At 69.7% G+C, this 22,386-nt stretch carries 22 protein-coding genes; 18 read left to right on the plus strand and 4 right to left on the minus strand.

Annotation, left to right across the window (positions count from 1 at the left end; translation table 11 throughout):
• Window positions 1–464: 464 nt before the first annotated feature.
• From secY to A4R44_RS29350, 14 genes are all read left to right on the plus strand, one after another.
• A complete protein-coding gene (secY, locus tag A4R44_RS29285) occupies window positions 465–1,772 on the plus strand; it encodes a preprotein translocase subunit SecY (protein ID WP_067587886.1) in 1,308 nt (435 codons plus the stop codon).
• Window positions 1,769–2,323, plus strand: a complete 555-nt coding sequence (locus A4R44_RS29290) for an adenylate kinase (RefSeq protein ID WP_067587888.1) — start codon at window positions 1,769–1,771, stop codon at window positions 2,321–2,323. Before secY ends, A4R44_RS29290 begins: the two co-directional genes overlap by 4 nt.
• A gap of 44 nt (window positions 2,324–2,367) precedes the next feature.
• A complete protein-coding gene (gene map / locus A4R44_RS29295; protein ID WP_067588151.1) occupies window positions 2,368–3,144 on the plus strand; it encodes a type I methionyl aminopeptidase in 777 nt (258 codons plus the stop codon).
• 252 nt (window positions 3,145–3,396) lie between these two features.
• The gene (infA, locus tag A4R44_RS29300; protein WP_004558881.1) at window positions 3,397–3,618 is read left to right on the plus strand and encodes a translation initiation factor IF-1; all 222 of its coding nucleotides are present in this window, start codon (window positions 3,397–3,399) and stop codon (window positions 3,616–3,618) included.
• Window positions 3,619–3,655: 37 nt separating this feature from the next.
• Window positions 3,656–3,769 (plus strand): 50S ribosomal protein L36, encoded by a 114-nt coding sequence (gene rpmJ, locus A4R44_RS29305; RefSeq protein ID WP_004558882.1) that lies wholly within the window; start codon window positions 3,656–3,658, stop codon window positions 3,767–3,769.
• Between the two features lie 198 nt (window positions 3,770–3,967).
• Window positions 3,968–4,348: a 30S ribosomal protein S13 gene (gene rpsM, locus A4R44_RS29310; protein WP_009072337.1), complete on the plus strand. Its 381-nt coding sequence runs from the start codon at window positions 3,968–3,970 to the stop codon at window positions 4,346–4,348.
• Complete coding sequence (locus A4R44_RS29315; RefSeq protein ID WP_009072338.1) at window positions 4,345–4,530, plus strand: hypothetical protein; 186 nt, start codon at window positions 4,345–4,347, stop codon at window positions 4,528–4,530. Before rpsM ends, A4R44_RS29315 begins: the two co-directional genes overlap by 4 nt.
• Before the next feature lie 18 nt (window positions 4,531–4,548).
• Complete coding sequence (rpsK, locus tag A4R44_RS29320) at window positions 4,549–4,953, plus strand: 30S ribosomal protein S11 (protein WP_009072340.1); 405 nt, start codon at window positions 4,549–4,551, stop codon at window positions 4,951–4,953.
• Between the two features lie 23 nt (window positions 4,954–4,976).
• Window positions 4,977–5,582 (plus strand): 30S ribosomal protein S4, encoded by a 606-nt coding sequence (rpsD, locus tag A4R44_RS29325; RefSeq protein ID WP_067587891.1) that lies wholly within the window; start codon window positions 4,977–4,979, stop codon window positions 5,580–5,582.
• A gap of 101 nt (window positions 5,583–5,683) precedes the next feature.
• Complete coding sequence (locus tag A4R44_RS29330) at window positions 5,684–6,757, plus strand: DNA-directed RNA polymerase subunit alpha (protein ID WP_009072342.1); 1,074 nt, start codon at window positions 5,684–5,686, stop codon at window positions 6,755–6,757.
• A gap of 42 nt (window positions 6,758–6,799) precedes the next feature.
• Entirely contained in the window at window positions 6,800–7,345 is a 546-nt protein-coding gene (gene rplQ, locus A4R44_RS29335) for a 50S ribosomal protein L17 (protein ID WP_067587894.1), read from the plus strand.
• 72 nt (window positions 7,346–7,417) lie between these two features.
• The gene (gene truA / locus A4R44_RS29340; RefSeq protein ID WP_095213693.1) at window positions 7,418–8,254 is read left to right on the plus strand and encodes a tRNA pseudouridine(38-40) synthase TruA; all 837 of its coding nucleotides are present in this window, start codon (window positions 7,418–7,420) and stop codon (window positions 8,252–8,254) included.
• Window positions 8,255–8,313: 59 nt separating this feature from the next.
• Window positions 8,314–8,517, plus strand: coding sequence for a CopG family transcriptional regulator (locus tag A4R44_RS29345; RefSeq protein ID WP_067587897.1), 204 nt, complete (start codon window positions 8,314–8,316; stop codon window positions 8,515–8,517).
• Window positions 8,514–8,897: a type II toxin-antitoxin system death-on-curing family toxin gene (locus tag A4R44_RS29350; RefSeq protein ID WP_067587900.1), complete on the plus strand. Its 384-nt coding sequence runs from the start codon at window positions 8,514–8,516 to the stop codon at window positions 8,895–8,897. The genes A4R44_RS29345 and A4R44_RS29350 overlap by 4 nt, the downstream gene beginning before the upstream one ends.
• 52 nt (window positions 8,898–8,949) lie before the next feature.
• On the opposite strand, the gene A4R44_RS29355 is transcribed toward A4R44_RS29350, so the two are convergent.
• Entirely contained in the window at window positions 8,950–9,669 is a 720-nt protein-coding gene (locus A4R44_RS29355) for a hypothetical protein (RefSeq protein ID WP_067587903.1), read from the minus strand.
• Between the two features lie 82 nt (window positions 9,670–9,751).
• The gene (gene eccE / locus A4R44_RS29360) at window positions 9,752–10,984 is read right to left on the minus strand and encodes a type VII secretion protein EccE (protein ID WP_067587906.1); all 1,233 of its coding nucleotides are present in this window, start codon (window positions 10,982–10,984) and stop codon (window positions 9,752–9,754) included.
• A gap of 795 nt (window positions 10,985–11,779) precedes the next feature.
• Here eccE and eccB point away from each other — a divergent pair.
• The 3 genes from eccB (at window position 11,780) to A4R44_RS29375 (ending at window position 14,842) form a co-directional block, all read left to right on the plus strand.
• Window positions 11,780–13,420 (plus strand): type VII secretion protein EccB, encoded by a 1,641-nt coding sequence (gene eccB / locus A4R44_RS29365; RefSeq protein WP_093571865.1) that lies wholly within the window; start codon window positions 11,780–11,782, stop codon window positions 13,418–13,420.
• A 91-nt stretch (window positions 13,421–13,511) separates the two neighbouring features.
• The gene (locus A4R44_RS29370; protein ID WP_161269253.1) at window positions 13,512–13,820 is read left to right on the plus strand and encodes a hypothetical protein; all 309 of its coding nucleotides are present in this window, start codon (window positions 13,512–13,514) and stop codon (window positions 13,818–13,820) included.
• Window positions 13,817–14,842 (plus strand): WXG100 family type VII secretion target, encoded by a 1,026-nt coding sequence (locus tag A4R44_RS29375; RefSeq protein WP_067587912.1) that lies wholly within the window; start codon window positions 13,817–13,819, stop codon window positions 14,840–14,842. Before A4R44_RS29370 ends, A4R44_RS29375 begins: the two co-directional genes overlap by 4 nt.
• A 112-nt stretch (window positions 14,843–14,954) precedes the next feature.
• Here A4R44_RS29375 and A4R44_RS29380 read toward each other — a convergent pair whose 3' ends face one another.
• Together A4R44_RS29380 and eccD are read right to left on the minus strand one after the other, a co-directional pair.
• On the minus strand, window positions 14,955–16,613 hold the full coding sequence (locus A4R44_RS29380; protein WP_067588157.1) for a S8 family serine peptidase: 1,659 nt from the start codon (window positions 16,611–16,613) through the stop codon (window positions 14,955–14,957).
• An 8-nt stretch (window positions 16,614–16,621) separates the two neighbouring features.
• Complete coding sequence (eccD, locus tag A4R44_RS29385) at window positions 16,622–18,022, minus strand: type VII secretion integral membrane protein EccD (RefSeq protein WP_067587916.1); 1,401 nt, start codon at window positions 18,020–18,022, stop codon at window positions 16,622–16,624.
• A gap of 327 nt (window positions 18,023–18,349) precedes the next feature.
• Here eccD and eccCa point away from each other — a divergent pair, with 327 nt between their 5' ends.
• Window positions 18,350–22,369, plus strand: coding sequence for a type VII secretion protein EccCa (gene eccCa / locus A4R44_RS29390; RefSeq protein WP_067587919.1), 4,020 nt, complete (start codon window positions 18,350–18,352; stop codon window positions 22,367–22,369).
• The last annotated feature ends 17 nt before the right edge of the window (window positions 22,370–22,386 follow it).

The following is a 22,386-nucleotide window of genomic DNA, read 5'->3' on the forward strand; positions in this document are numbered from 1 at the left end:
CCTCGATGGTCGGGTGCGTCGGCTGCGGTTTGTGGGTGGGGCTTCTTGAGGGAACCCGCGTTCGTGAAGGGGCCCCCTCGCGGGCCGGTGGGGGGCGTGAGGGGAACCCTGCGGGAATCAGAGTCAATGAGGGTGGCCCTCACGGACTTCGGGTCAATGAGGGTGTCGTTTTCCGTGCTGTTGTGGGAAAGCCCGCCGAACGGCGCGGGCCGAACAGGTGATCATCTGTGCTCCGACCGGCCCTACCTGCGGCTCTTCAGTGCGGGACTGGCGCGCACTGAGACGTAAAACGCACACGCGCTGCGGACGCCCCATGCGAAGCTGTTAGAGTCGGCGGCACGTTTCCGGGCCTGTTTGCCCTGAAGCGTTCCTGGCTTGCCAGTGAGTCAGACATCCCGCCGGTCTCGTACCGGCCAAGCCGATCGTCGGTTGGGACGACCGACGACGCCGAGGAGGTCCCCCGCGTGCTCAGCGCATTCCGCTCGGCTCTCGCGACGCCGGATCTACGCAAGAAGATCCTGTTCACGCTAGCCATCGTCGCGGTCTACCGGATCGGTGCAACCATCCCGGCTCCGGGGGTCTCGTTCGCCGCCGTGCAGGCCTGTACCGCACAGGCCGACCAGCAGGGCGTGTACCAGCTGCTCAACCTCTTCAGCGGCGGTGCGCTGCTGCAGCTGTCGCTGTTCGCGACGGGCATCATGCCCTACATCACCGCGAGCATCATCGTTCAGCTGCTCACCGTGGTCATCCCGCGGTTCGAGGAGCTGAAGAAGGAAGGCCAGTCCGGCCAGAACAAGCTGACCCAGTACACCCGGTACCTGACGATCGCGCTGGCGATCCTGCAGGCCACCGGCGTGGTCGCGCTTGCTGACCGCGGCACCCTGTTCCAGGGCTGCTCGCAGCCGATCATCCCGGACAACAGCATCTACTCGCTGACGCTGATCGTGGTCACCATGACCGCGGGCACCGCGGTGATGATGTGGCTGGGCGAGCTGATCACCGAGCGCGGCGTCGGCAACGGCATGTCGGTGCTGATCTTCCTGAACATCGCGGCCCGCATCCCGGCCGAGGGCGCCAACATCATCAGCAACGGCGGCGGTGTCGCGCTGGTCGTGGTTCTCGCGTTCGGCCTGGTGATCATCGCCAGCGTCATCTTCGTCGAGCAGGGCCAGCGCCGGATCCCGGTGCAGTACGCCAAGCGCATGGTCGGCCGCCGGATGTACGGCGGCACCTCGACCTACCTGCCGATCAAGGTGAACCAGGCCGGTGTCATCCCGGTCATCTTCGCCTCGTCGCTGCTGTACCTGCCGCAGCTGCTCAGTCAGCTGATCGGCGACCCGAACAGCAACGCGGGCTGGCAGTCGTTCATTCAGAACTACCTGGTCAACCAGAGCAGCTGGGTGCACATCCTGCTCTACTTCCTGTTGATCATCTTCTTCACCTACTTCTACATCACGATCACGTTCAACGTGGACGAGCGTGCGGAAGAGATGAAGAAGTTCGGCGGCTTCATCCCGGGCATCCGGCCCGGCCGTCCCACCGCCGAGTATCTCAGCTTCGTGCTGGGCCGGATCACTCTTCCCGGTTCGCTGTACCTGGGCATCATCGCGATCCTCCCGAACTTCTTCCTGTCCCTCACCGGCAGCGGGAACAACCAGAACTTCCCGTTCGGTGGCACGGCTGTGCTGATCATGGTCGGTGTCGGGCTCGACACCGTGAAGCAGATCGAAAGCCAGCTGATGCAGCGCAACTACGAAGGGTTCTTGAAGTGACGCGACTGGTTCTCGTCGGACCGCCCGGCGCGGGCAAAGGCACGCAGGCGGTTGCCCTGTCCGAGCAGCTGCGGATCCCGCACATCTCGACCGGCGACCTTTTCCGGGCGCACGTCGGCCAGGAGACTCCGCTCGGCCAGGAGGCCAAGCGGTACCTGGACTCGGGCGAACTGGTGCCGGACTCGGTGACCAACGAAATGGTCCGTGAGCGGCTGACCGAACCGGACGCGAAGGCAGGCTTCCTGCTCGACGGGTTCCCGCGCAACACCAAGCAGGCCGAGGTCCTCGGCGAAATGCTGAGCGAGGCTGACACCAAGCTCGACGCGGTCATCCAGCTCGACGTGGCCGAGGACGTCGTCGTCGGCAGGCTCATGTCGCGCGGCCGTTCGGACGACACCGAGGACGTCATCCGCCGCCGCCAGCAGGTGTACGTGTCGGAGACCGCGCCGCTGCTGGAGTACTACGCCGACATCCTGGTGAAGGTCGACGGCGTCGGCGAGGTGCAGGAGATCTCGGACCGCGTGCTGAAAGCGCTGCGCGACCGCACGTGAATCTCGGAGGGTTGCGTGTTCTGCAAGTGCTCCGCCGCGGGCGCATGATCGAGGTCAAGACCCGCGGCGAGCTGGAGGCCATGCGGGCGGCCGGTCTCGTCGTCGCCCGCACCCTGGCCGCCGTGCGCGAACTCGCGCGGCCCGGGGTCAGCACGGCCGAGCTCGACGAACTGGCCGAGCAGACGATCCGCGACGCCGGCGCGGTGCCTTCGTTCAAGGGCTACCACGGGTTCCCGGCGTCGATCTGCGCGTCGGTGAACGAGCAGATCGTGCACGGCATCCCGTCGGACAAGCAGGTGCTCGCCGACGGGGACCTCATCTCGGTCGACTGCGGCGCGATTCTCGACGGCTGGCACGGCGACTCCGCGGTGACGCTGGAGATCGGCGAGGCAAGCGAAAAGGACCGCGAGCTGTCGGCCGCCACCAAGCGTGCCATGTGGGCAGGCATCGAGGCTGTCCGCGCGGGCTCCCGGCTCACCGACATCTCGTTCGCCGTGCAGACCGCCGCCCGCCAGGCGGGCGAGGACGACGGCCGCGAGTACGGCGAGATTCTTGAGTACGGCGGCCACGGCATCGGCCGCCAGATGCACATGGAGCCGTTCCTGCCGAACGTCGGCAAACCCGGCAAGGGCCCGCGGCTCAAGCCTGGCATGGCGCTCGCGGTCGAGCCCATGCTGACCGGTGGCAGCGGCGAAACCCTCGAACTGGAAGACGGCTGGACTGTCGTCACCGTCGACGGTTCGCGCGCCGCGCACTGGGAGCACACCGTCGCCATCACCGAGGACGGTCCCTGGGTGCTCACCCTGCCCGAAGACTCGTGAGTGTTCATCCCGGTTAGCACCGGGATCGCCACTCACAAGGCTGTACTTACCCCCCGGCCGCCGGGCTATCGCACGGCTTGCGTACACTGTCAAGTCGGCGCGCTCATGCGCCGGTTCCAGCATGCTCGTGAATTCTCGCGAACCTCATGGACCCGGGGCCGAGTGTGGCCGAGCACCACCCAGTAAGCAAGGACTCGAGCTCAAAACCGATCACGCTGTGCACGTCACGCGTGCTCAGGGATTGCGGAGGACATGGCTAAGAAAGACGGGGCCATCGAGGTCGAAGGCCGCGTGGTCGAGCCGCTCCCCAACGCGATGTTCCGCGTCGAGTTGGAGAACGGCCACAAGGTCCTGGCACACATCAGCGGCAAGATGCGGCAGCACTACATCCGCATCCTGCCCGAAGACAGGGTTGTCGTGGAGCTGTCGCCCTACGACCTCTCCCGTGGTCGCATCGTCTACCGCTACAAGTGATCACGCCAGAGCCGAGCAGAGCAGGAAGCAGGAAGACGTGAAGGTCCAGCCGAGCGTCAAGAAGATCTGCGACAAGTGCAAGGTGATCCGCCGTCACGGCCGGATCATGGTGATCTGCGAGAACCTGCGTCACAAGCAGCGTCAGGGCTGAGAACCGCACTGCAGCAGGCCGCTTGACGGCTAACCCACCCTCCCCGTACCTGCCGGGTCGCGAAAGCGGCCCGGCGCACCCCCGGACTTCAGGCCGGGGCCGGGACACCCGGGGCGCAAGCCACGGGCACGACAGGCGAGTCGGTTCCGGAACCGGACGGGGAGCAGACCTGAAGACGAACCCGAAGAAGGAGCACCAGTGGCACGACTCGCTGGCGTCGACCTCCCCCGCGAGAAGCGGTTGGAGATCGCGCTGACTTACATCTACGGGATCGGCCGTACCCGCTCGAAGCAGATGATCGCTGCTGCCGAGCTGAACGCCGACACCCGCGTCAAGGACCTCAGCGACGAGGATCTCGTCAAGCTGAAGGACTACATCGACGAAAACTTCAAGGTCGAGGGTGACCTTCGCCGCGAGGTGAACGCCGACATCCGGCGCAAGATCGAGATCGGGACCTACCAGGGTCTGCGCTGGCGTCGCGGTCTGCCGGTGCGCGGTCAGCGCACCAAGACCAACGCCCGCACCCGCAAGGGCCCGAAGAAGACGGTCGCCGGCAAGAAGAAGGCTGGCAAGAAGTGAGCACCCAGGGCAAGAAGGTCGTTCGCATGGGCGGTTCCGTCCGTCGTTCCACGGCTTGTGTCTCGCCCAAGGCGCTCTACGCCCGCCCGATGGCGCTGCGGAACCTCTACACCGACGCGGGTTCCATCATCCGCCGCGGGCAGCAGGAAGCCGTCGCCGCTCACCAAGAGAACGCGCGCTAACAGGAGAACCCTCAGAACATGCCACCCAAGAGCCGCACTGCGGGGGCCAAGAAGGTCCGCCGCAAGGAAAAGAAGAATGTCGCGCACGGTCACGCGCACATCAAGAGCACCTTCAACAACACCATCGTCTCGATCACGGACCCGACCGGTGCCGTGATCGCGTGGGCCTCCAGCGGCCACGTGGGCTTCAAGGGCTCGCGCAAGTCGACTCCGTTCGCCGCGCAGATGGCCGCCGAGAACGCTGCCCGCAAGGCCGCCGAACACGGCATGAAGAAGGTCGACGTTTTCGTGAAGGGCCCGGGTTCGGGCCGCGAGACGGCGATCCGCTCGCTGCAGGCGGCCGGCCTCGAGGTCGGCACCATCCAGGACGTGACCCCGCAGCCTCACAACGGCTGCCGCCCGCCCAAGCGGCGCCGGGTCTGAGGAACGGGGAGGAGTACTAAGAAATGGCTCGTTACACCGGCCCCGCGACGCGTATTTCGCGTCGCCTCAAGGTTGACCTCATCGGCGGCGACCAGGCGTTCGAACGTCGCCCCTACCCGCCGGGCCAGCACGGCCGCGGGCGCATCAAGGAGTCCGAGTACCTCCTGCAGTCGCAGGAGAAGCAGAAGGCTCGCTACACCTACGGCGTTCTCGAGCGCCAGTTCGTCCGGTACTACAAGGAAGCCGTCCGGCGTCCTGGCAAGACCGGTGAGAACCTGCTGCAGATCCTCGAGTCCCGGCTGGACAACGTGATCTACCGCGCCGGCATCGCCCGCACCCGCCGTCAGGCGCGGCAGCTGGTGAGCCACGGCCACTTCCTGGTCAACGGCGTCAAGGTCAACGTGCCGTCCTACCAGGTCACCAAGTGGGACATCATCGACGTGCGGCCGAAGTCGATGGGCATGCTGCCCTTCGTCGCGGCCAAGGAGTCCTTCGGCGAGCGTCCGATCCCGGCCTGGCTGCAGGTCGTCCAGTCGAACCTCCGCGTGCTGGTCCACCAGCTGCCGGAGCGCGCGCAGATCGACGTTCCGGTTCAGGAACAGCTGATCGTCGAGCTTTACTCGAAGTAGTCCGGCACTGTCGGACCCGGCGGCGGCGCCCGGAGTGCGCCGCCGCCACGCCATCCCTTCGACGTCATATGGCGGGCGTCGTCTGGAAAGGAAACTAAGAAATGCTGATTTCCCAGCGGCCGGCTCTCGGCGAAGAGACGGTCAACGAGACCCGCTCCCGGTTCACCATCGAACCGCTGGAGCCCGGCTTCGGCTACACGCTCGGCAACTCGCTGCGGCGCACGCTGCTGTCGTCCATCCCGGGCGCGGCCGTGACGAGCATCCGCATCGACGGTGTGCTGCACGAATTCACCACCGTTCCCGGGGTGAAGGAAGACGTCACCGACATCATCCTGAACCTGAAGGAACTGGTCGTGTCCTCGGAAGAGGACGAGCCGGTCACCATGTACCTGCGCAAGCAGGGCCCGGGTGAGGTCACGGCTGCCGACATCGTGCCGCCCGCGGGCGTCACCGTGCACAACCCGGATCTGCACATCGCGTCGCTGAACGGCAAGGGCAAGCTCGAGATCGAGCTCGTCGTCGAGCGCGGCCGCGGTTACGTTCCGGCCCTGCAGAACAAGCAGGCGGGCGCGGAGATCGGCCGGATCCCGGTCGACTCGATCTACTCGCCGGTGCTGAAGGTGACCTACAAGGTCGAGGCCACCCGTGTCGAGCAGCGCACCGACTTCGACAAGCTGATCCTGGACGTCGAGACCAAGCCGTCGATCACCGCGCGCGACGCGGTGGCCTCGGCCGGCAAGACGCTGGTGGAGCTGTTCGGTCTCGCTCGCGAGCTGAACGTCGACGCCGAGGGCATCGAGATCGGCCCGTCGCCGCAGGAGGCGGACACCATCGCCGCCTACGCGATGCCGATCGAGGACCTGGACCTCACCGTCCGGTCGTACAACTGCCTGAAGCGCGAAGGCATCCACACCGTGGGCGAGCTGGTCTCGCGCAGCGAGGCGGACCTTCTCGACATCCGCAACTTCGGCGCCAAGTCGATCGACGAGGTCAAGCTGAAGCTCGTCGGCCTCGGCCTCGCGCTGAAGGACAGCCCGCCCGGGTTCGACCCGTCCGCGGCTGCCACCAGCTACGACGGCGAAGGCTGGTCGGAAGGGGTCGCCGGCATCGGCGGCGGGATTTCGGACGACGGCCACGACGATGGCCAGGACTACGCAGAGACCGAGCAGCTCTGAGGCCTCGTGCCCGGACGCTGTGAGCTGAACTAGGAGAAAGTCATGCCCACCCCTACCAAGGGAGCCCGGCTCGGCGGGTCTGCCGCGCACGAGCGGCTGATCCTGGCCAACCTGGCCACTCAGCTGTTCGAGCACGGCAAGATCACGACGACCGAGGCTAAGGCCAAGCGGGTCCGCCCGCTGGCCGAGAAGCTGATCACCAAGGCGAAGCGGGGCGACCTGCACAACCGTCGCCTGGTGCAGAAGGTCGTCCGGGACAAGGACGTCGTGCACAAGCTGTTCGCCGAGATCGGCCCGCACTTCGCGGAGCGCGCCGGCGGGTACACCCGCATCACCAAGACGATGCCGCGCAAGGGCGACAACGCCGCCATGGCCGTCATCGAACTGGTCGCGGAGAAGACCGTGACCTCCGAGGCCGAGCGGGCTCGCAAGACCAAGTTCGCCAAGGACGAGGTCGCCGCCGCTCCGGTCGCCGAGGAAGCCGCTGAGGCTCCCGCCGCGACCGAAGAGGCCCCGGCTGCCGAAGAGGCCGCCCCGGCTGCGGACGAGGCTGGTGCCTCCGACGAGGCCGACGCCAAGAAGGACTGAGTCCTGCCGGCACTGTCTCCATCGGACGAGCCCGCCGCTCCCCACGGGGAGGGCGGGCTCGTTCGTCTGCGCTTGGACGTGAGCTACGACGGCACGGACTTCTCCGGCTGGGCCCGCCAGCCCGGCCGCCGCACCGTGCAGGCTGAACTGGAGCAGGCGCTGCGGCGTCAGCCGCCGGGGGAGTCGGTGCCGAAGTCCGTGGTCGTCGCGGGCCGCACGGACGCCGGGGTGCACGCGACGGGTCAGGTCGTGCACGTCGACGTGGTCCCGTTCGCACCCGGTGCGCCGGGCCGGATTCCCGTGGACGAACTGGGAATCCCGGACCTGACGCGCATGCGCGGCCGCTGGAACAAACTTTTGCCCGCCGATGCGCGGGTCTTGAACGCACGCGTGGCCCCGGAGGGTTTCGACGCCCGGTTCTCGGCCATCCGCCGGCACTACCGTTACCGCGTCTCCGATGCTCCGTGGGGCGTCGACCCGTTGCGCCGCAACGACACTCTGGCCTGGGGCCGTCCACTGTCGACAGAGCGGATGAACGCCGCCGCCGCGGAACTGCTGGGGCTGCAGGATTTCGCGGCGTACTGCAAACAGCGCGAGGGCGGCACGACGATCCGTGAGCTGCAGCGTCTGGAATGGACGCGGATCGACGAGCATCTGCTGGAAGTCCGGGTCAGCGCGGACGCGTTTTGCCATTCGATGGTCCGCAGCCTGGTCGGGGTACTGCTGCTCGTGGGGGACGGGCGGCGCGGAACCGGGTGGCCCGGCGAGGTGCTGGCGAGCGGGACGCGGGACAGCGCGGTCGCCCCGGCGCACGGATTGACGTTGACGGCGGTGGATTACCCGCCGGATGAGCTGCTGGCCGCGAGGGCGGAGCAGACTCGGAACGTGCGGTCGTCGACCGAGTTTTAGGCCGGGCCGGTCGAAAAAGAGCAGGTCGTTGATGATACCACTCTGGTATCATCAACGTCATGGCGATGACTTTGCGGTTGAACGACGAGGTGGAGCGTGCGCTCGCGTTGCTTTCCGAAGCGGACGGGGTGAGCAAGCACGAAGCGGTGGTGCGGGCGATCACGGACGCCGCGGCCCGTCGGGTCCGGGACGACCGGGTTCACGAGCTTTCCCTCGAAGGCCGTTCCCGCTACGCCGCCCTGCTTGATCGCCTGGCGCAGTGAAAATCGAGTACCTGACGCTGGACGACCTGCTCCTGCTGTCGGCCGACCTGCGGGTGCCCGGGATACGCGATCTGGGGCTGCTCGACGCGGCGGCGCACCGGCCGCAGTCCTCGCTGATGGGACAGGACGCTTATCCGGACCTGCACGAGAAAGCCGCGGTGCTGCTGGAATCCATCGTCCGGAATCACCCGCTGGTCGACGGGAACAAGCGACTGGGCTGGATGTCGGTGTACGTCTTCTACGGGCTGAACGGTTTCGACCTGGACGCGCCGGAGGACGAGGCGTACGACCTGGTGATCGCGACCGCGACCGGGACATTGCCGTACCAGTCGGTGGCTGCGCGCCTTGCGGAGTGGGCCGGCGCCGTCGTCAAACTGTGAAAAGGCCTCCTCGCGGAATCCCGCGAGGAGGCCTTCACCGTGCTGGCCGTTCTCAGTCGCCGCGGCGAACCGGTCCGAGCAACTGCTGTTCCTTCTGTGTTGTGACCAGCCGCAGCGGACGCCACAGGTTCGTGCCCAGCGCCACGACCTGGTCGTCCTTCAGCGTGGTCAGCTGGCGCATCATCTGCGGCGGCAGCCGCCAGATCCGGGCCGCCAGTTCGGCCTGTCCGGCGGGCAGCCGCTGCATCAGGACGAGGTCCGCGGCGTTCGCCGTCGTGCCCGCCTGCGGATGCAGGTAGGGCAGCACGTACACCGTGGTCTGCCAGGGCGACCGGGGCGGGAACAGGTCCTGCGGGGTCGGTCCGCCGTCGGTCACGACGAGCAGCGGGGCGTCCTCGGACGGGCGTGGCAGTTCGACCGGCGAGAGCCTGCGGATCTGCACCAGCGGCGACGGGCGTCCGTCGCGGCTTCCGGCGGCCTGCTGCAGCACCTGCCACGCCGCGGGACGTCCGGTGGCCACGACCACCCACGCACCTGTCGCCATCGCGCGCATCGCGACCTGGCGGGCCAGGTAGAGGCCGCCGACGAGCACGATGCGGGTCGGCTGGGAGCGCAGTGCGGAGACGGTCAGCGGTTCGCCCTTGAGGCCGGAACCGAGGACGACGCCGCCGCGGTCGCCGGACGGGCTGATCGCGTCGAGCATGGCCGGGTCGACGGTGAACTCCGGGGCGACGCCGGTGTTCTGCCCAGCGTCGCGGACACGGGTACTCATGCCGCCGCCTCCTTGAGGAGCTTCACGCTGGTTGCCCGGGAGGCAATGGCGTGACTAACGATGATTCGCTTGCCAGCGGCGCTCATGCCGTCCCTCCGATCGGCAGTGTCGCGGAGAACGCCGAGACCTGCATGCCCTTCATCGGGGTCAGGTCGACGTCCAGCCGCTCCGCGATGCTCTGCAGCCGCTGGTCGGCGGCGTCCAGCTCGCGCGGGTTGCGGGCGCTCAGCCGTACCACGCCGCGCAGGCCGATGCGGCCCTCGTCCGCCGAGGGCGAGATCGCCATGGCGACCGTCGCGGACAGCGCGCGCACGCTGGCCAGCCCGTTGAGGCTGCCGCTGATCTTGCCCTTGGGCCAGCCGGTGATCGCGTAGCTGGAGTGCCCGATGCCCGCCGCGGTGACGCCGGTCCAGCTCTCTTGCAGGCCGACCTTCTCGTTCGAACCGGCGACCGCGGTGAGCTCGGCCGCCGAGATGCTGGCGCGCAGCAGCTCGTCCGGGTCCAACGGCCGGGTCGGCACGCCTTGGGACTCCAGTGCGTTGCGCACCCGCGACAGCGCGCCGATCATCGCGCGGTGCGCGCCGACGACGCCGCCGCCGCGTTCCCGGATCGCCTCCGGGCAGCGCCGCGGGTCGAGCCGGACCGCGATCCACGTGGTCCGCCGGGCGGCCGCGGGCAGCGGGCCGAGCACCTCGAGATACGAGCTGAGCGCCGGGGCGTCCGCGGGCATCGCGGCCGAACCCGGGTAGCTGTGCCAGATCATCTGGATGGAGTCCAGCAGCACGCCGCGGTCTTCCAGGCACGGCGCGAGCGCGGACAGCGGAAGGCTGGGCGCGCCGCCCGCCTGGGAGATCATCGCCGGCATCGGCTCGACGAGCAGGACCGCGGTCCACGTCCCGTCGTTCCAGGCGATGCCGACCTCCTGCCGTTCGTGGTCGACGGCGTGCGCCACCACGAGGTCCGGCACGGCCAGCCGCAGCAGGCTGACGCGTGCGTCCTCCGGGCCGGTGACCGCGCTTTCCTCGGCGAGTTCCTCGATGCTGGTCGGCGGCGGAGGGGTCGCCACGCGGCCGTGCGAGCGGAACCGGTACCGCAGCGTCAGCGCGAGCCACTGGGTGAACCAGCGCCCGCCCACGCGCAGGAAGGCGAGGATCAGGCCGAGCGCCGCGACGCCGATCGCGACGTACTTGAGCTGCATGTTGATCGCCAGCAGCACGAGTCCGATCGCGACGCCGACTTCCAGCACGACCAGGTTGACCACGGGCAGCGGGCCGAGCGAGATGCCGCCGGAGCGCCGCCGCGAGGGCGGGGCCATCCGGAGCGCGGTCGCGGTGGCGCCGCCGGTCGGTGCGGGTTCGCTGTTGTCCGGGCCGCCGCCGCTGTTCGGGCCGCCAGGGCCGCCGGGACCTCCCGGTCCGCCGGGGCCACCGCCGCCGGGGCCACCGCCGCCGGGACCTCCCGGTCCGCCGGGACCCCCGGGGCCACCAGGTCCGCCGGGACCGTTGCCTCCGGGACCGCCAGGACGCGGACCGGTAGGCCCGCCGCCGCCCGGACGTCCAGTCCTCGGGCCGGTGGGACCGCCCGGCCCACCCGGCCCGACCGGACCAGCCGGTCCGCCGGGCTTGGGCCCGCCAGGTCCGCCGGGCCTACCGGGCTTGGGTCCGCCCGGGCCAGGAGCGCCAGGAGCCCCGGGCATGCCGGGCTGGGGAACACCGGGTCCGGGAGTGACCGGTCCGCCGGGGCGTCCGGGACCGCCAGGTCCGCCGGGAGCGGGAGTGCGAGGGGGGATGCCGGGTCCGCCGGGAGCGGGAGTGCGAGGGGGGATGCCGGGTCCGCCGGGAGCCGCGCCGGGGCCGCCGGTTCTTCCTGGCCGCTGCGGCGGGCCCGGGGGACGTCCCCCGGGAGGCGGCGGCCCCTGCGGACCAGGCGGACGTGGAGGCGTGCTGACGGACATCCGCGCGTTCTCTTCCCCTCGTGAGTGCTGCGTACCCGGAAAGCCGGTCCCGGGATGCCTGACCCTAACCGGAGTTGGTAGAAACCCCACACCAGACGGTCCCCGTACGGCTATCCTGCGGAACCGTACCGCGACGGGGAGGACTGTAGGTCGAGAATGCCATCAACACCCACGACTAAGTCTCAGGTTCAGGCATACAAGTTCGTCCTGCGCCGGATGCAGTCCGCACTGGTCCGCCGCGACGCGGTGATGTTGCACGACCCGATGCGCTCCCATGGGCGCGCGACCGCGGTCGGCGTGATCCTCGGCGTGCTCGGCGCCGTCGTCTTCGTGCTGTGGGGCCTGTTGAGCCCCGCGCCGTCTGTGCCCTCTTCGGACAACATCGTGATCGGGGAGCAGTCCGGCACCGTGTATGTCGTCACGGGGAACCCGGCGCGGCTGATCCCGACGTTCAACCTCGCGTCGGCGCGGCTGATCCTCATGGCGCAGAAACAGCAGGGCGGACAGGGACAGCAAGGCGGACAGGGACAGCAGGGCGGCCAGCAGCAGGCGGCCGAGGTGAAGAACCCGACTGTCGTCTCGGATGAACAGTTGAAGAACATGCCGCGCGAGAAGCTCACCGGCATCCCGGACGGCCCGCAGCTGATCCCGTCGGCGGACCAGCGGACCACCCCCAACTGGGCGGTGTGCGACGAGGTCGTGCTCGACCCGTCGCTGCCGCAGCCGGACTCGGTCGGCAAGACCAACACCGACGTGATCGCCGGCATCGACAAGCTCGGCGGCGAACTTCAGGAGAACCAGGCGCTGCTCGGCGACGCCGGCAACGGCAAGACCTATCTCATCTACCGGCTGCCCGCGACGCAGAGCCACCCGAACGCGAACACCGTGCGCGCGGAGGTGCCGTCCGGCTCCAACGACCCGGTGCGGTCCGCACTGCACCTGCCGACGAAGTCGCGCAAGGTGTCGCAGGCCCTCCTGAACGCGATCCCCGAGGTCACCAAGCTGACGCCGCCGCCGGTGGCCGGCGAGGGCACGACGCCGCCGAGCAGCTTCGACGGCCTGACCGTCGGCAGCGTCTTCTCGACCCAGCCTTCCGGCGGCGCGCTGGAGTTCTGGCTCATCGCCAAGAGCGGCATCCAGAAGGTGTCGCCCGCCGTCGCGGACATCGTGCGCACGGCCAAGAGCGGCGGTTCGGCCATCACGCCGACCCTGACTCTCGACAAGATCAACAACGTTAAGGTGCTGCAGCCGGGCGACCCCGACTACGTGCAGGTCGACACCTATCCGAAGGTCGTCCCGACCGTCCTCGACGCCGCGCAGGGCTCCCCGGTGGCGTGCCTCGGCTGGTCGCTCAGCGCCGACGGCTCCCAGGCGCACACCTCGGTCTACATCAACAAGCAGATCCCGGTGGAGAAGAACGCCGACGGCACCTCGAAGATCATCAGCGTCAGCAACACCGGCCCGAACGGCGTGCCGATCACCGGCTTCTACATGCCGACCGGGTACGGCGCGGTGGTGCAGTCGGCCACCGAATCGGAGAAGACCTTCGGCAAGGGCCCGATCCAGCTGATCTCCGACCGCGGTATCCGCTACGGCGTGCCGGACGCGGCGACCGCGGAGGAGCTGGGGCTGAACAACCGGCTGCCCGCGCCGGAGTCGATCATCGGGCTCCTGCCGACCGGGGCGTCGCTGAACGTGCAGAACGTGATGAAGCAGTTCGATTCGGTCCCGATCGACCCGAACGCGGGCTCGTACAAACCGCAGGCGGCCGGACAGCAGCAACCGGCCGGGAACTGACGGCGGGCTCCGTCCGTCACACTCGGACACGCACCGGGTGAGCGGAGGGTTGAACGTGGCAGCGCCGGGAAGCAGTCCGGGAACAAGCGCCGTGCGCATCGACGGCGCGGTCGTCGGCGGCTATGCGGCGAAAGTCGCGCGGGCGGCCGACGAACTGGAGACCGCCGCGGGCGAGGTGGGCTCGGGCGCGACCACCGCCGAGGCGTACGGCGAGGTGGCCGCGCAGCTGGGCGTGCCGGAGTCGTACGCACATGCCTCGCAGGCGTTGCGCGGCCAGCTCACCGCCGGGGTGGCCGCGCTCCGGTCGGTCGCCGCGGCGCTGGAGCAGCTCACCACCGGCCACGCCGAGCGGGACGCCGACGCGGCCGAGCGGATCGAGCGCGCCGGGAGGATCTCGTGACGGAGCCGTCGCTGGCGTACGTGACCGAGCTCGCCCGCGAACTGGGCGTGACCGATCCGGTCGCCGCCTACTACCGGCCGCTCACCGGCCGCTGGGAGGAACTGGACGCGGAGGCCGAGAGCCTGCGCGCCGCGGCCCGCACGGCGGCAAGGGCGTCCACGGACCTCGCGGAGGATCTCGGCCGGATCGACGCGTCGTGGACCGGCCCCGACGCGGACGCGTTTGTCGCCTACCTCGGTGAAATCCGCGCGGCGAGCGAGGGAGCGGAGGACGCGCTCGACGCGCTCGCCGACTCGATCGACCAGCTCACCGAATCGCTGCGCAAGATCACCGGCGCGGCGGAAGAGGTGCTGGTCGACGCGGCTGATCTGCTGTCCGAATCGGCGATGCTGCCCAAGGGCGGCGCTTCCCGGGCGCGGTCGCAGATGCGGGAGACCGAGCAGTCGCTGAAGTCCTTGCACGAGACCGCGGAGGACGTCCTGCGCGAGTTCGGCCGGTTGTGCGCCGGAGTGGACGCACCGGCCGGGAGTCCGTCGAGCATCGAACTGCGGCACCACTATCCGGCGCAGCAGTTCCGGCTGCACGACGCCGACGCCCCCGCGGGAACCGGCCCGGCTGCCGCTGAAGAGCCCGCAGTGGCCTCTTCAGCGTCCTCTTCGGACGATTCGGTGAGCCCGTCCGCCGCGGAGAATTCCCACCAGGGCAAGGAAACCGCCGCCGACCCGCGGCTGGAGCAAGACCAGGCGGGCATCCCGCCCGTCGAGCCGGTCGCTCCGGCCGCGCAGCCCGCGGCGGCGAACCAGGGCTCGGGCACGTCGATGATGCCGATGATGGGCTTCGCCGGAATGGGCGGCGGAGGCGGTGGCGGCGGCAGTGCGCAGCACAAGCCGCGGCAGCGCACGGCGGCGAAGACGTCCGAGATCTTCGGCGAGCCCGCGCAGGTGACTCCGCCGGTGATCGGTCAGGACCCGCCCGCGCGGCGGCCGGAAAAGGACGGGAAGCCGCCGAAAACCGGCAAGTGACACAGGGGCCAGGTCGGGGGTCGTGAGTGTTTGTGCCGGTGAGAACCGGCACGCGGCAAAAAGGGCCGCCCCCGCGCAGAACGCGGACAGCGGCCCTCTTTCGTCCCGGAAGCTATCTCGTCGAGGACGACGACCTGGAGCGGTTCCGCCGGATCGTGTGCACCACGAACAGCGTGATCAGCAGCGCCGCCACCCCGCCGCCGGTGCCGGCGAGCGCGACGATCATCGGGGTCGAGCTGATGCCGTCGGCAGGCGGCAGCTTGGCCTCCTGCACCACCGGCTTCGGCAGCGAGAGGTTGCCGGTGTCGCCCGGCAGGTTCGCGGTGAGCGCGGCCACCGGGTCGATCACGCCGTAGCCGACGAAGTTGTCGCGCCCGCCAGGAGCGGCCGGATGCTGCGCGGTCGCCTTGAGCCGCTTGACCACGTCGCTTGCCTTCATGTTCGGGAACATCGAACGGACCAGCGCGGCGACGCCAGCCACGTACGGGGCGGCGAAGCTGGTGCCCTGGATCGGCGACGGGTTGCCGTTCGAGATGGTGAGGTTCGCGAGTCCGCTGGAGTGCTCCGCCGGGTCGAGCGACACGATCTTGGTGCCCGGCGCGGCGACGCCGACCCACGGGCCGTGCACGCTGAACGGCGCGACGCCGCCGTCCTCCTGGATGGCCCCTACGGACAGCACGTCGTCGGAGAACCACGGCGGGGTGACGATCGACTTCGGCTTGTTCGGGTCGGCCTGGTCGTTCTGCGGGCAGTTTTCCGAGACGTTGCCCGCGGCCGCGACGACCACGATGTCGTTTTCGGCCGCGTAGTGCACCGCGGCCTGTACCTTGCGCTCGCCGTCCTGGATGTCGCCGGGCGCGGTGCCCGCGCGGCAGTGGTCGACCGACATGTTGATCACGCCGGCCCGGTGGCTGTCGGCGATGCCGCGGATGATCTGCGCGAGCGTGTTCAGCGTGCCCGCGGTGCCTTCCTTCTGCAGTTGCCGGTTGTCGCCCTTGTCGTCCTGCTGGGGCGCGGTGCCGCTTCCGCTGCCGGTGCCGCCGCCCGAGGACGGGGGCAGCTGGCTGTTGCCGCTGTCCGCCGGGGGCTGCTGGCTCTCGCCGCCCGAGGGCGGCGCGCCGGTCCCGCCGGAGGGGGGAGCCGGGGGCTGCTGCGGGCTGTCGTCCTTGGCGTAGTTCTCGCTCAGCTGCCGGTAGGACACGATGCGCGCGTCCGGGGCCACGCCGATGAAGCCGACCTTCGGGTTCTGCGGGTTGCCCGCGATGATCCCGGCGACCTCGGTGCCGTGGCCGTCGCAGTCCTGCAGGCCCGGGGCAGCGCCGTTGTCCGGGGTGGCGACGTAGTCCCCGCCGCTTTCCACCCGGTTCTGGAACCACGGGTGCTGCGTGACGCCGGTGTCGATCACGGCGACCTTCTGGCTGCCGCCGACTGATCCGGTCGCCGCGCGGACGATCTGCTGCGCTTTCTCCAGCTGCAGGTATTCCTGGCCCCAGGGGCGGAAGTTGATCTCGACGTTCTGCCCGAGACTGCGCTGCACACAGTCGTTTTTCTTCTTGTACGTGGTGTCCGGGCGGCCGCTGTCCGCGGGCGGCGCGTCGCCGGGACCCAGCGGCGGCGGAGTGGCCCAGGTGCCCGCGGGCGCGTCCGCCGTCTGCGCCGACGCCGGAGCGGCGGCGAACGGCGACATCAGGCCGAGCCCGGCGGCGAACAACGCCACCCCGGCCCGGCCGGGAACGCCGAGCCTGCGGGGGAAGGAACGTCGGGAGCCCATCGCGCGGCTCACTTGAGGTTGAGGTGGCGCAGCGTCGAGTAGAGGTCCATCACGCCGAGGGCGAGCGGCAGCACCACGGCGATGCAGATCGCCTCGATGATTTCCACGGTGCGCCGCAGCGGCGGCGAGAACCGCTGGTCCGGGAAGATCACGCCGACCACGAGAGCGGCCGCGGCGATCAGGATCAGCGCGCCGAAGACGTACAGCAGCCGCTGCTCCGCGGTGGCGGAGAAGAACAGCCAGCCGAGCAGGATGCCCGCCGCGGCGACCATGCCGGTGGTGAGCAGCGCGATGGCCTGCGCGCCGTTGGCGTAGGCGCGGGCGCGCAGCAGCAGGACCAGCGTGGCGACGACGCCGAGGATGATGCCGAAGGCGTTCGGCGCGGTGGCCGCGAGGACCGCCGCGCCGGCCGTGGTGGCGCCGCAGCCGATCATCAGGCCGGTCATGTAGTCGTGCGCGATCGCGGTGCGCTGCTCGATCGCCTTGTAGTCCGGGAAGCCGGTGTCTTCCTTCAGTTCCTCAGCGGTGCTCGGCACGTACGGCAGCGGCAGCTTGGCGAGCCAGATGGTGGCGCGCGGCAGGAACGAGATGCAGCCCAGCGCGACGGCGACAGTGCCTGCCGCGACCGACGCGGTGTCGGCGCTGGTCACGAGCGTCGCGACGAGGAAGGAGAGCGCGCCGAACAGGCCTGCGGTCGCGGTGGCGATGAACACCCGGATGCCCGCACTGACCACGAGGATGCAGACCGCCGAGACGATCAGCACCAGCACCGCGCCGAGCAGCAGGTTCGCCCGGACCGACAACCCGGGCACGATGTAGAACCCGCTCACGAAGGCCAGCGGAAGGCCGCCAGCGGCGGCGATCAGCACGCCGGTGGCCTCGGCCTGGTAGGCCTTGGTGAGCGTGGCGCCGATCGCGACGCAGGCGATCGCGCCGAGGCCGCCGGCGATTGCCGGGCCGAGCGCGGAACCGCCGTAGAGGGAACCGCTGAAGAACAGGGCCAGGGCGGAGAAGAACAGGGCAAGCCCGCCGGCAGTGTGGCCGAACCGGCGCGCGGTTTCCTTCGTCCACGGGCGGAAGGTGTCCGGGTCGGCCTCCGCGATGGCGTCGACCACGTCGTCGTACATCGGCGGCGGCGGGTTCTCGTTCCGCTTGCGCAGCTGCAGCAGCTCGCCGTCGACCACGCCGAGGGACGCGAGCGTCCGGCTCGGGTCGAGCGGGGCGTCGCCGAGCTTGGCCAGCGCCCACCCGCCGTGCCGGGCCCCGCCGTCCGGAGTGACCTCCTTGGCCATCTCCAGAAGCATGGGCAGCAGGTCGGCCACCGCCACGTCGGCCGGAAGCGCGACGTCGATGCGTGTCGTCGGTGCGACCACCGTGACCCTGCTGAATACCGTCGTGCCCGTTGCCACTAGATCCCCCGCTCTGAAGAGTCAGCTCCCGGGGGAACTTATACCGAACCTGGTGGCAGGTTTCAGCGCGTCTCCGCAAATCATCGGCGAAAGTACCCGCCCAGGCCGGGTGCGGCCATTCCGGCCAGCGGGTTCGTCCGCCTGGCCCGATAACTGTCGGTGGTGGTCCCTACACTCGGGCGCACGGGGAGGACGGGTCCCGCCGGGGCCCGGGGAGGGGTGTGAGATGCCGATCCTGGAGTTGGCCGGATTTCCGGGACGACGTTCGATAGGTTGTCCCGCGCACCCGGGTGCAGGCGTCGAGCAGGAATAGAGGGGTCCTTCGAGATGAGCACGCTGCAGTTCAAGAAGTCGCCGCGGCTGGCCGCACCGCGCCCGCCCGGCGGCGAGGTGCATCTCGAGCCGCCGCCCGAGGTGCCCCGCACGATCCCGGGAAACATCGTCGCGAAGGCGATTCCGGGCGTGATGATCTTCGCGTCGCTCGGGATGATGGTTTTCATGTTCACCATGGGCGGGAAAAACCCGACCACGATCATGATGAGCGGCATGATGCTGATGGGCACCGTCGGCATGCTCGCCGGAGGCGGCGGCAAGGGCGGTGGCCAGAAGAAGGCCGAGATGGACGAGGACCGCAAGGACTATCTGCGGTACCTCGGCCAGATGCGCGACCGTGCCCGCGAGGCGATGGTCGACCAGCGCGCCGCGCTGGAATGGGTGCACCCGGATCCGCAGTCGCTGTGGTCGCTGGCGGCCAGCCGCCGGATGTGGGAGCGCAGGCAGAACGACCAGGACTTCCTGCACCTGCGCGTCGGCCGGAGCTCGCACCGCCTCGCCACCCGGCTGGTCCCGCCCCAGACCGGCCCGGTGGACGAACTGGAGCCGATCGCCACCCTCGCGCTGCGCCGGTTCGTGCGCGCGCATTCGATCGTGCCGGACCTGCCCACCCAGATCACCCTTCGCGGGTTCGCGGCGGTCAGCATGCAGGGCGAGCGGCACCGCACCCGGGCGCTGACCCGCGCGATGCTGGCCCAGCTGGTCGCTTTCCACAGCCCGGACGACGTGATGATCGCGGTCGCCACCGCGGGCCGGGCGAAGGAGGAGTGGGAGTGGGCGAAGTGGCTCCCGCACGCTCAGCACCCCACGCTGTCGGACGGGATCGGCCAGCTGCGCATGATGGCGGGCTCGCTCAAGCAGATCGAGGACTGGCTGGACGAGGAGCTGCGGGACCGGCAGCGGTTCTCCCGGAACGCCACGCCCGCGCCGGACCAGCCGCACATCGTGATCATCGTCGACGACGCCGAGGTCACCCGCGAGGAGCAGATCATCCTCGAGGAGGGCCTGGTCGGCGTCACCCTGGTCGACCTTTCCGACTCGATCGGCAACCTCGCCGCGCGGCGCGGGCTGCGGCTGGTGGTCGAGGAGGACCGGCTCGGGGCGCGCAGCGCGGGCGGGGTCGAGTGGTTCGGCCGTCCGGACTCGCTGTCGGTGGTGGAGGTCGAGGCGCTGGCCCGGCTGATCGCGCCGTACCGCGTCGGCGGGGGCGGCGGAGCGGACGTCAGCGAGGAAGAGCCGCTGCTGTCCAACCCGTCGTTGCTGGAGCTGCTCGGCATCCCGGGCGACCCGATGACGTTCGACGTCCAGCAGGCGTGGCGGCCTCGGCCGATCCGCGACCGCTACCGCGTCCCGTTCGGCGTCGGCGAGTACGGCCAGCCGGTGGAACTGGACATCAAGGAGGCCGCGGCCGAGGGCATGGGCCCGCACGGCCTGTGCATCGGAGCGACCGGTTCCGGTAAGTCGGAGTTCCTCCGCACGCTGGTGCTGGGCATGCTGGCCACGCACTCGTCGAGCACGCTGAACTTCGTTCTCGTCGACTTCAAGGGTGGCGCGACGTTCCTGGGGCTGGACAAGGCTCCGCACGTGTCCGCGGTCATCACCAACCTCGCGGACGAGGTCACGCTGGTCGACCGCATGAAGGACGCGCTGGCGGGCGAGATGAACCGCCGCCAGGAAGCGCTGAAGAACGGCGGCAACTTCAAGAACGTCTGGGAGTACGAGAAGGCCCGCGAGAACGGCGCCGACCTCGACCCGCTGCCCGCGCTGTTCATCGTCTGCGACGAGTTCTCCGAACTGCTGGCCGCGAAGCCGGACTTCATCGACCTGTTCGTCGCCATCGGCCGGCTGGGCCGGTCGCTGCAGATGCACATGCTGCTGGCGTCGCAGCGGCTGGAAGAGGGCAAGCTGCGCGGCCTCGACTCGCACCTGTCCTACCGGATCGGCCTGAAGACGTTCTCCGCGGCGGAGTCGCGCGCGGCGATCGGTGTGCCGGACGCGTTCGAGCTGCCGTCGGTGCCCGGTGGCGGTTACCTGAAGTACGACACCTCGACCCTGGTGCGGTTCAAGGCTTCCTACGTTTCGGGCCCGTACCGGCCGGCGGGCATCAAGGCGGCCGGGCCGGCGGCGACGGTGGTGCGCGCGGACAAGCGGCCGCAGCTGTTCGTGCCGGACTTCGTGGAACTGCCGAAGGAACCCGAGCCGGAACCGGTCGTGCAGGAGGAGGAGGAGGCTCCGAAGCAGCGGGAGTCCGAGGAGGCGGTCGAGCCGAGCGAGCTGGACGTCATCGTCAGCCGCCTGATCGGGCAGGGCCCGCCGGCGCACGAGGTGTGGCTGCCGCCGTTGAACGAGCCGAACTCGCTCGACACGATGCTGCCGAACCTCAACCCCACCGACGACCGCGGCCTGTCCCCGGTCGGATTCTTCGGCAACGGCAGGCTGCAGGTGCCGATGGGCATCGTCGACCGGCCCTACGAGCAGCGGCGCGACTTCTTGTGGGCGGACTTCGCCGGTGCGCAGGGCCACGGTGTCATCGCGGGCGGTCCGCAGTCGGGCAAGTCGACCATGCTGCGAACGCTGATCATGTCGATGGCGCTCACCCACACCCCCGAGGAAGCGCAGTTCTACTGCCTCGACCTCGGTGGCGGTACCCTCGCCGGTCTCGCGGACCTGCCGCACGTCGGCGGGGTCGCGGTGGCCCGGCGCGAGCCGGACAAGGCCCGCCGGATCGTGGCCGAGCTGACCACGCTGCTGACCGAGCGCGAAGGCCGGTTCGGGGCGCTGGGTGTCGACTCGATGACGGAGTTCCGCAACCGGAAGCGCCGCGGCGAGATCACGCCGGAGCAGGACCCGTTCGGCGACGCGTTCCTGATCGTGGACAACTGGCGGGCGCTGCGCGACGACTTCGAGGAGCTGGAGACGTCGATCACGCGGCTGGCCACGCAGGGTCTCGCCTACGGCGTGCACGTGATCATCTCGGCGAACCGGTGGGCCGACCTCCGGCCGGCGATCAAGGACATGCTCGGCACGCGGTTCGAGCTGCGCCTCGGCGACCCGACGGAGTCCGAAATGGACCGCCGGATCGCGGTCAACGTCCCGGCCGGGCGGCCGGGACGCGGGCTCACCCGCGACAAGCTGCACCTGCTCACCGGCCTGCCGCGGATCGACGGGTCGAGCGATCCGGAGACGGTCGCGGCAGGCGTCGCGGACGCGGTCGCGAAGATCCGCGGCGCGTGGCGCGGCCGGGTGGCTCCGCAGGTGCGCCTGCTGCCGGAGATGATCACCTACGAAGAGGTCCTGCGGATCGACCAGAAGCGGGACAGCAAGCTCGTCCCGATCGGCGTCAACGAGGAAGACCTGCAGCCGATCTACCTGGACTTCGACGCGGACCCGCACTTCTTCGCGTTCGCCGACGGCGAGTCCGGCAAGACGAACCTGCTGCGGCAGATCGCGCGCGGCATCACCGAGCGCTACACGCCGCAGGAGGCCGTGATCCTGCTGGTCGACTACCGGCGCACGATGCTCGGGTTCCTTGAGGGCGATTCGCTGCTCGGCTACGCCGTGTCGTCGGCGCAGCTGGACAGCATGGTCCAGGACGTGCACGGGTCGATGACGCGGCGGCTGCCGGGTCCGGACGTCACCCAGGAACAGCTGAAGACCCGGTCCTGGTGGACCGGTCCGGAGCTGTTCGTCCTGGTCGACGACTACGACCTGGTGGCGACGCAGTCCACCAACCCGCTCAAGCCGCTGTCGGAGTTCCTCGCCCAGGCCAAGGACGTCGGCCTGCACTTGATCGTGGTCCGGCGCACCGGTGGTGCGTCGCGGGCGGCGTACGACCCGGTGATCGGCAAGCTCAAGGAACTCGCCGCCACCGGCATGGTGATGAACGGTTCCCGCGACGAGGGCAACCTGATCGGCAACATCCGGCCGAGCGCCATGCCGCCGGGCCGGGGCAACATGCTCAGCCGCAAGAACGGCAAGCAGCTCGTGCAGGTGTCGTGGATCCAGCCCGACTGACCGACCGGGGGGCCGTC

It is taken from the genome of Amycolatopsis sp. M39 (assembly GCF_001651785.1).
GTDB lineage: Bacteria > Actinomycetota > Actinomycetes > Mycobacteriales > Pseudonocardiaceae > Amycolatopsis > Amycolatopsis rubida.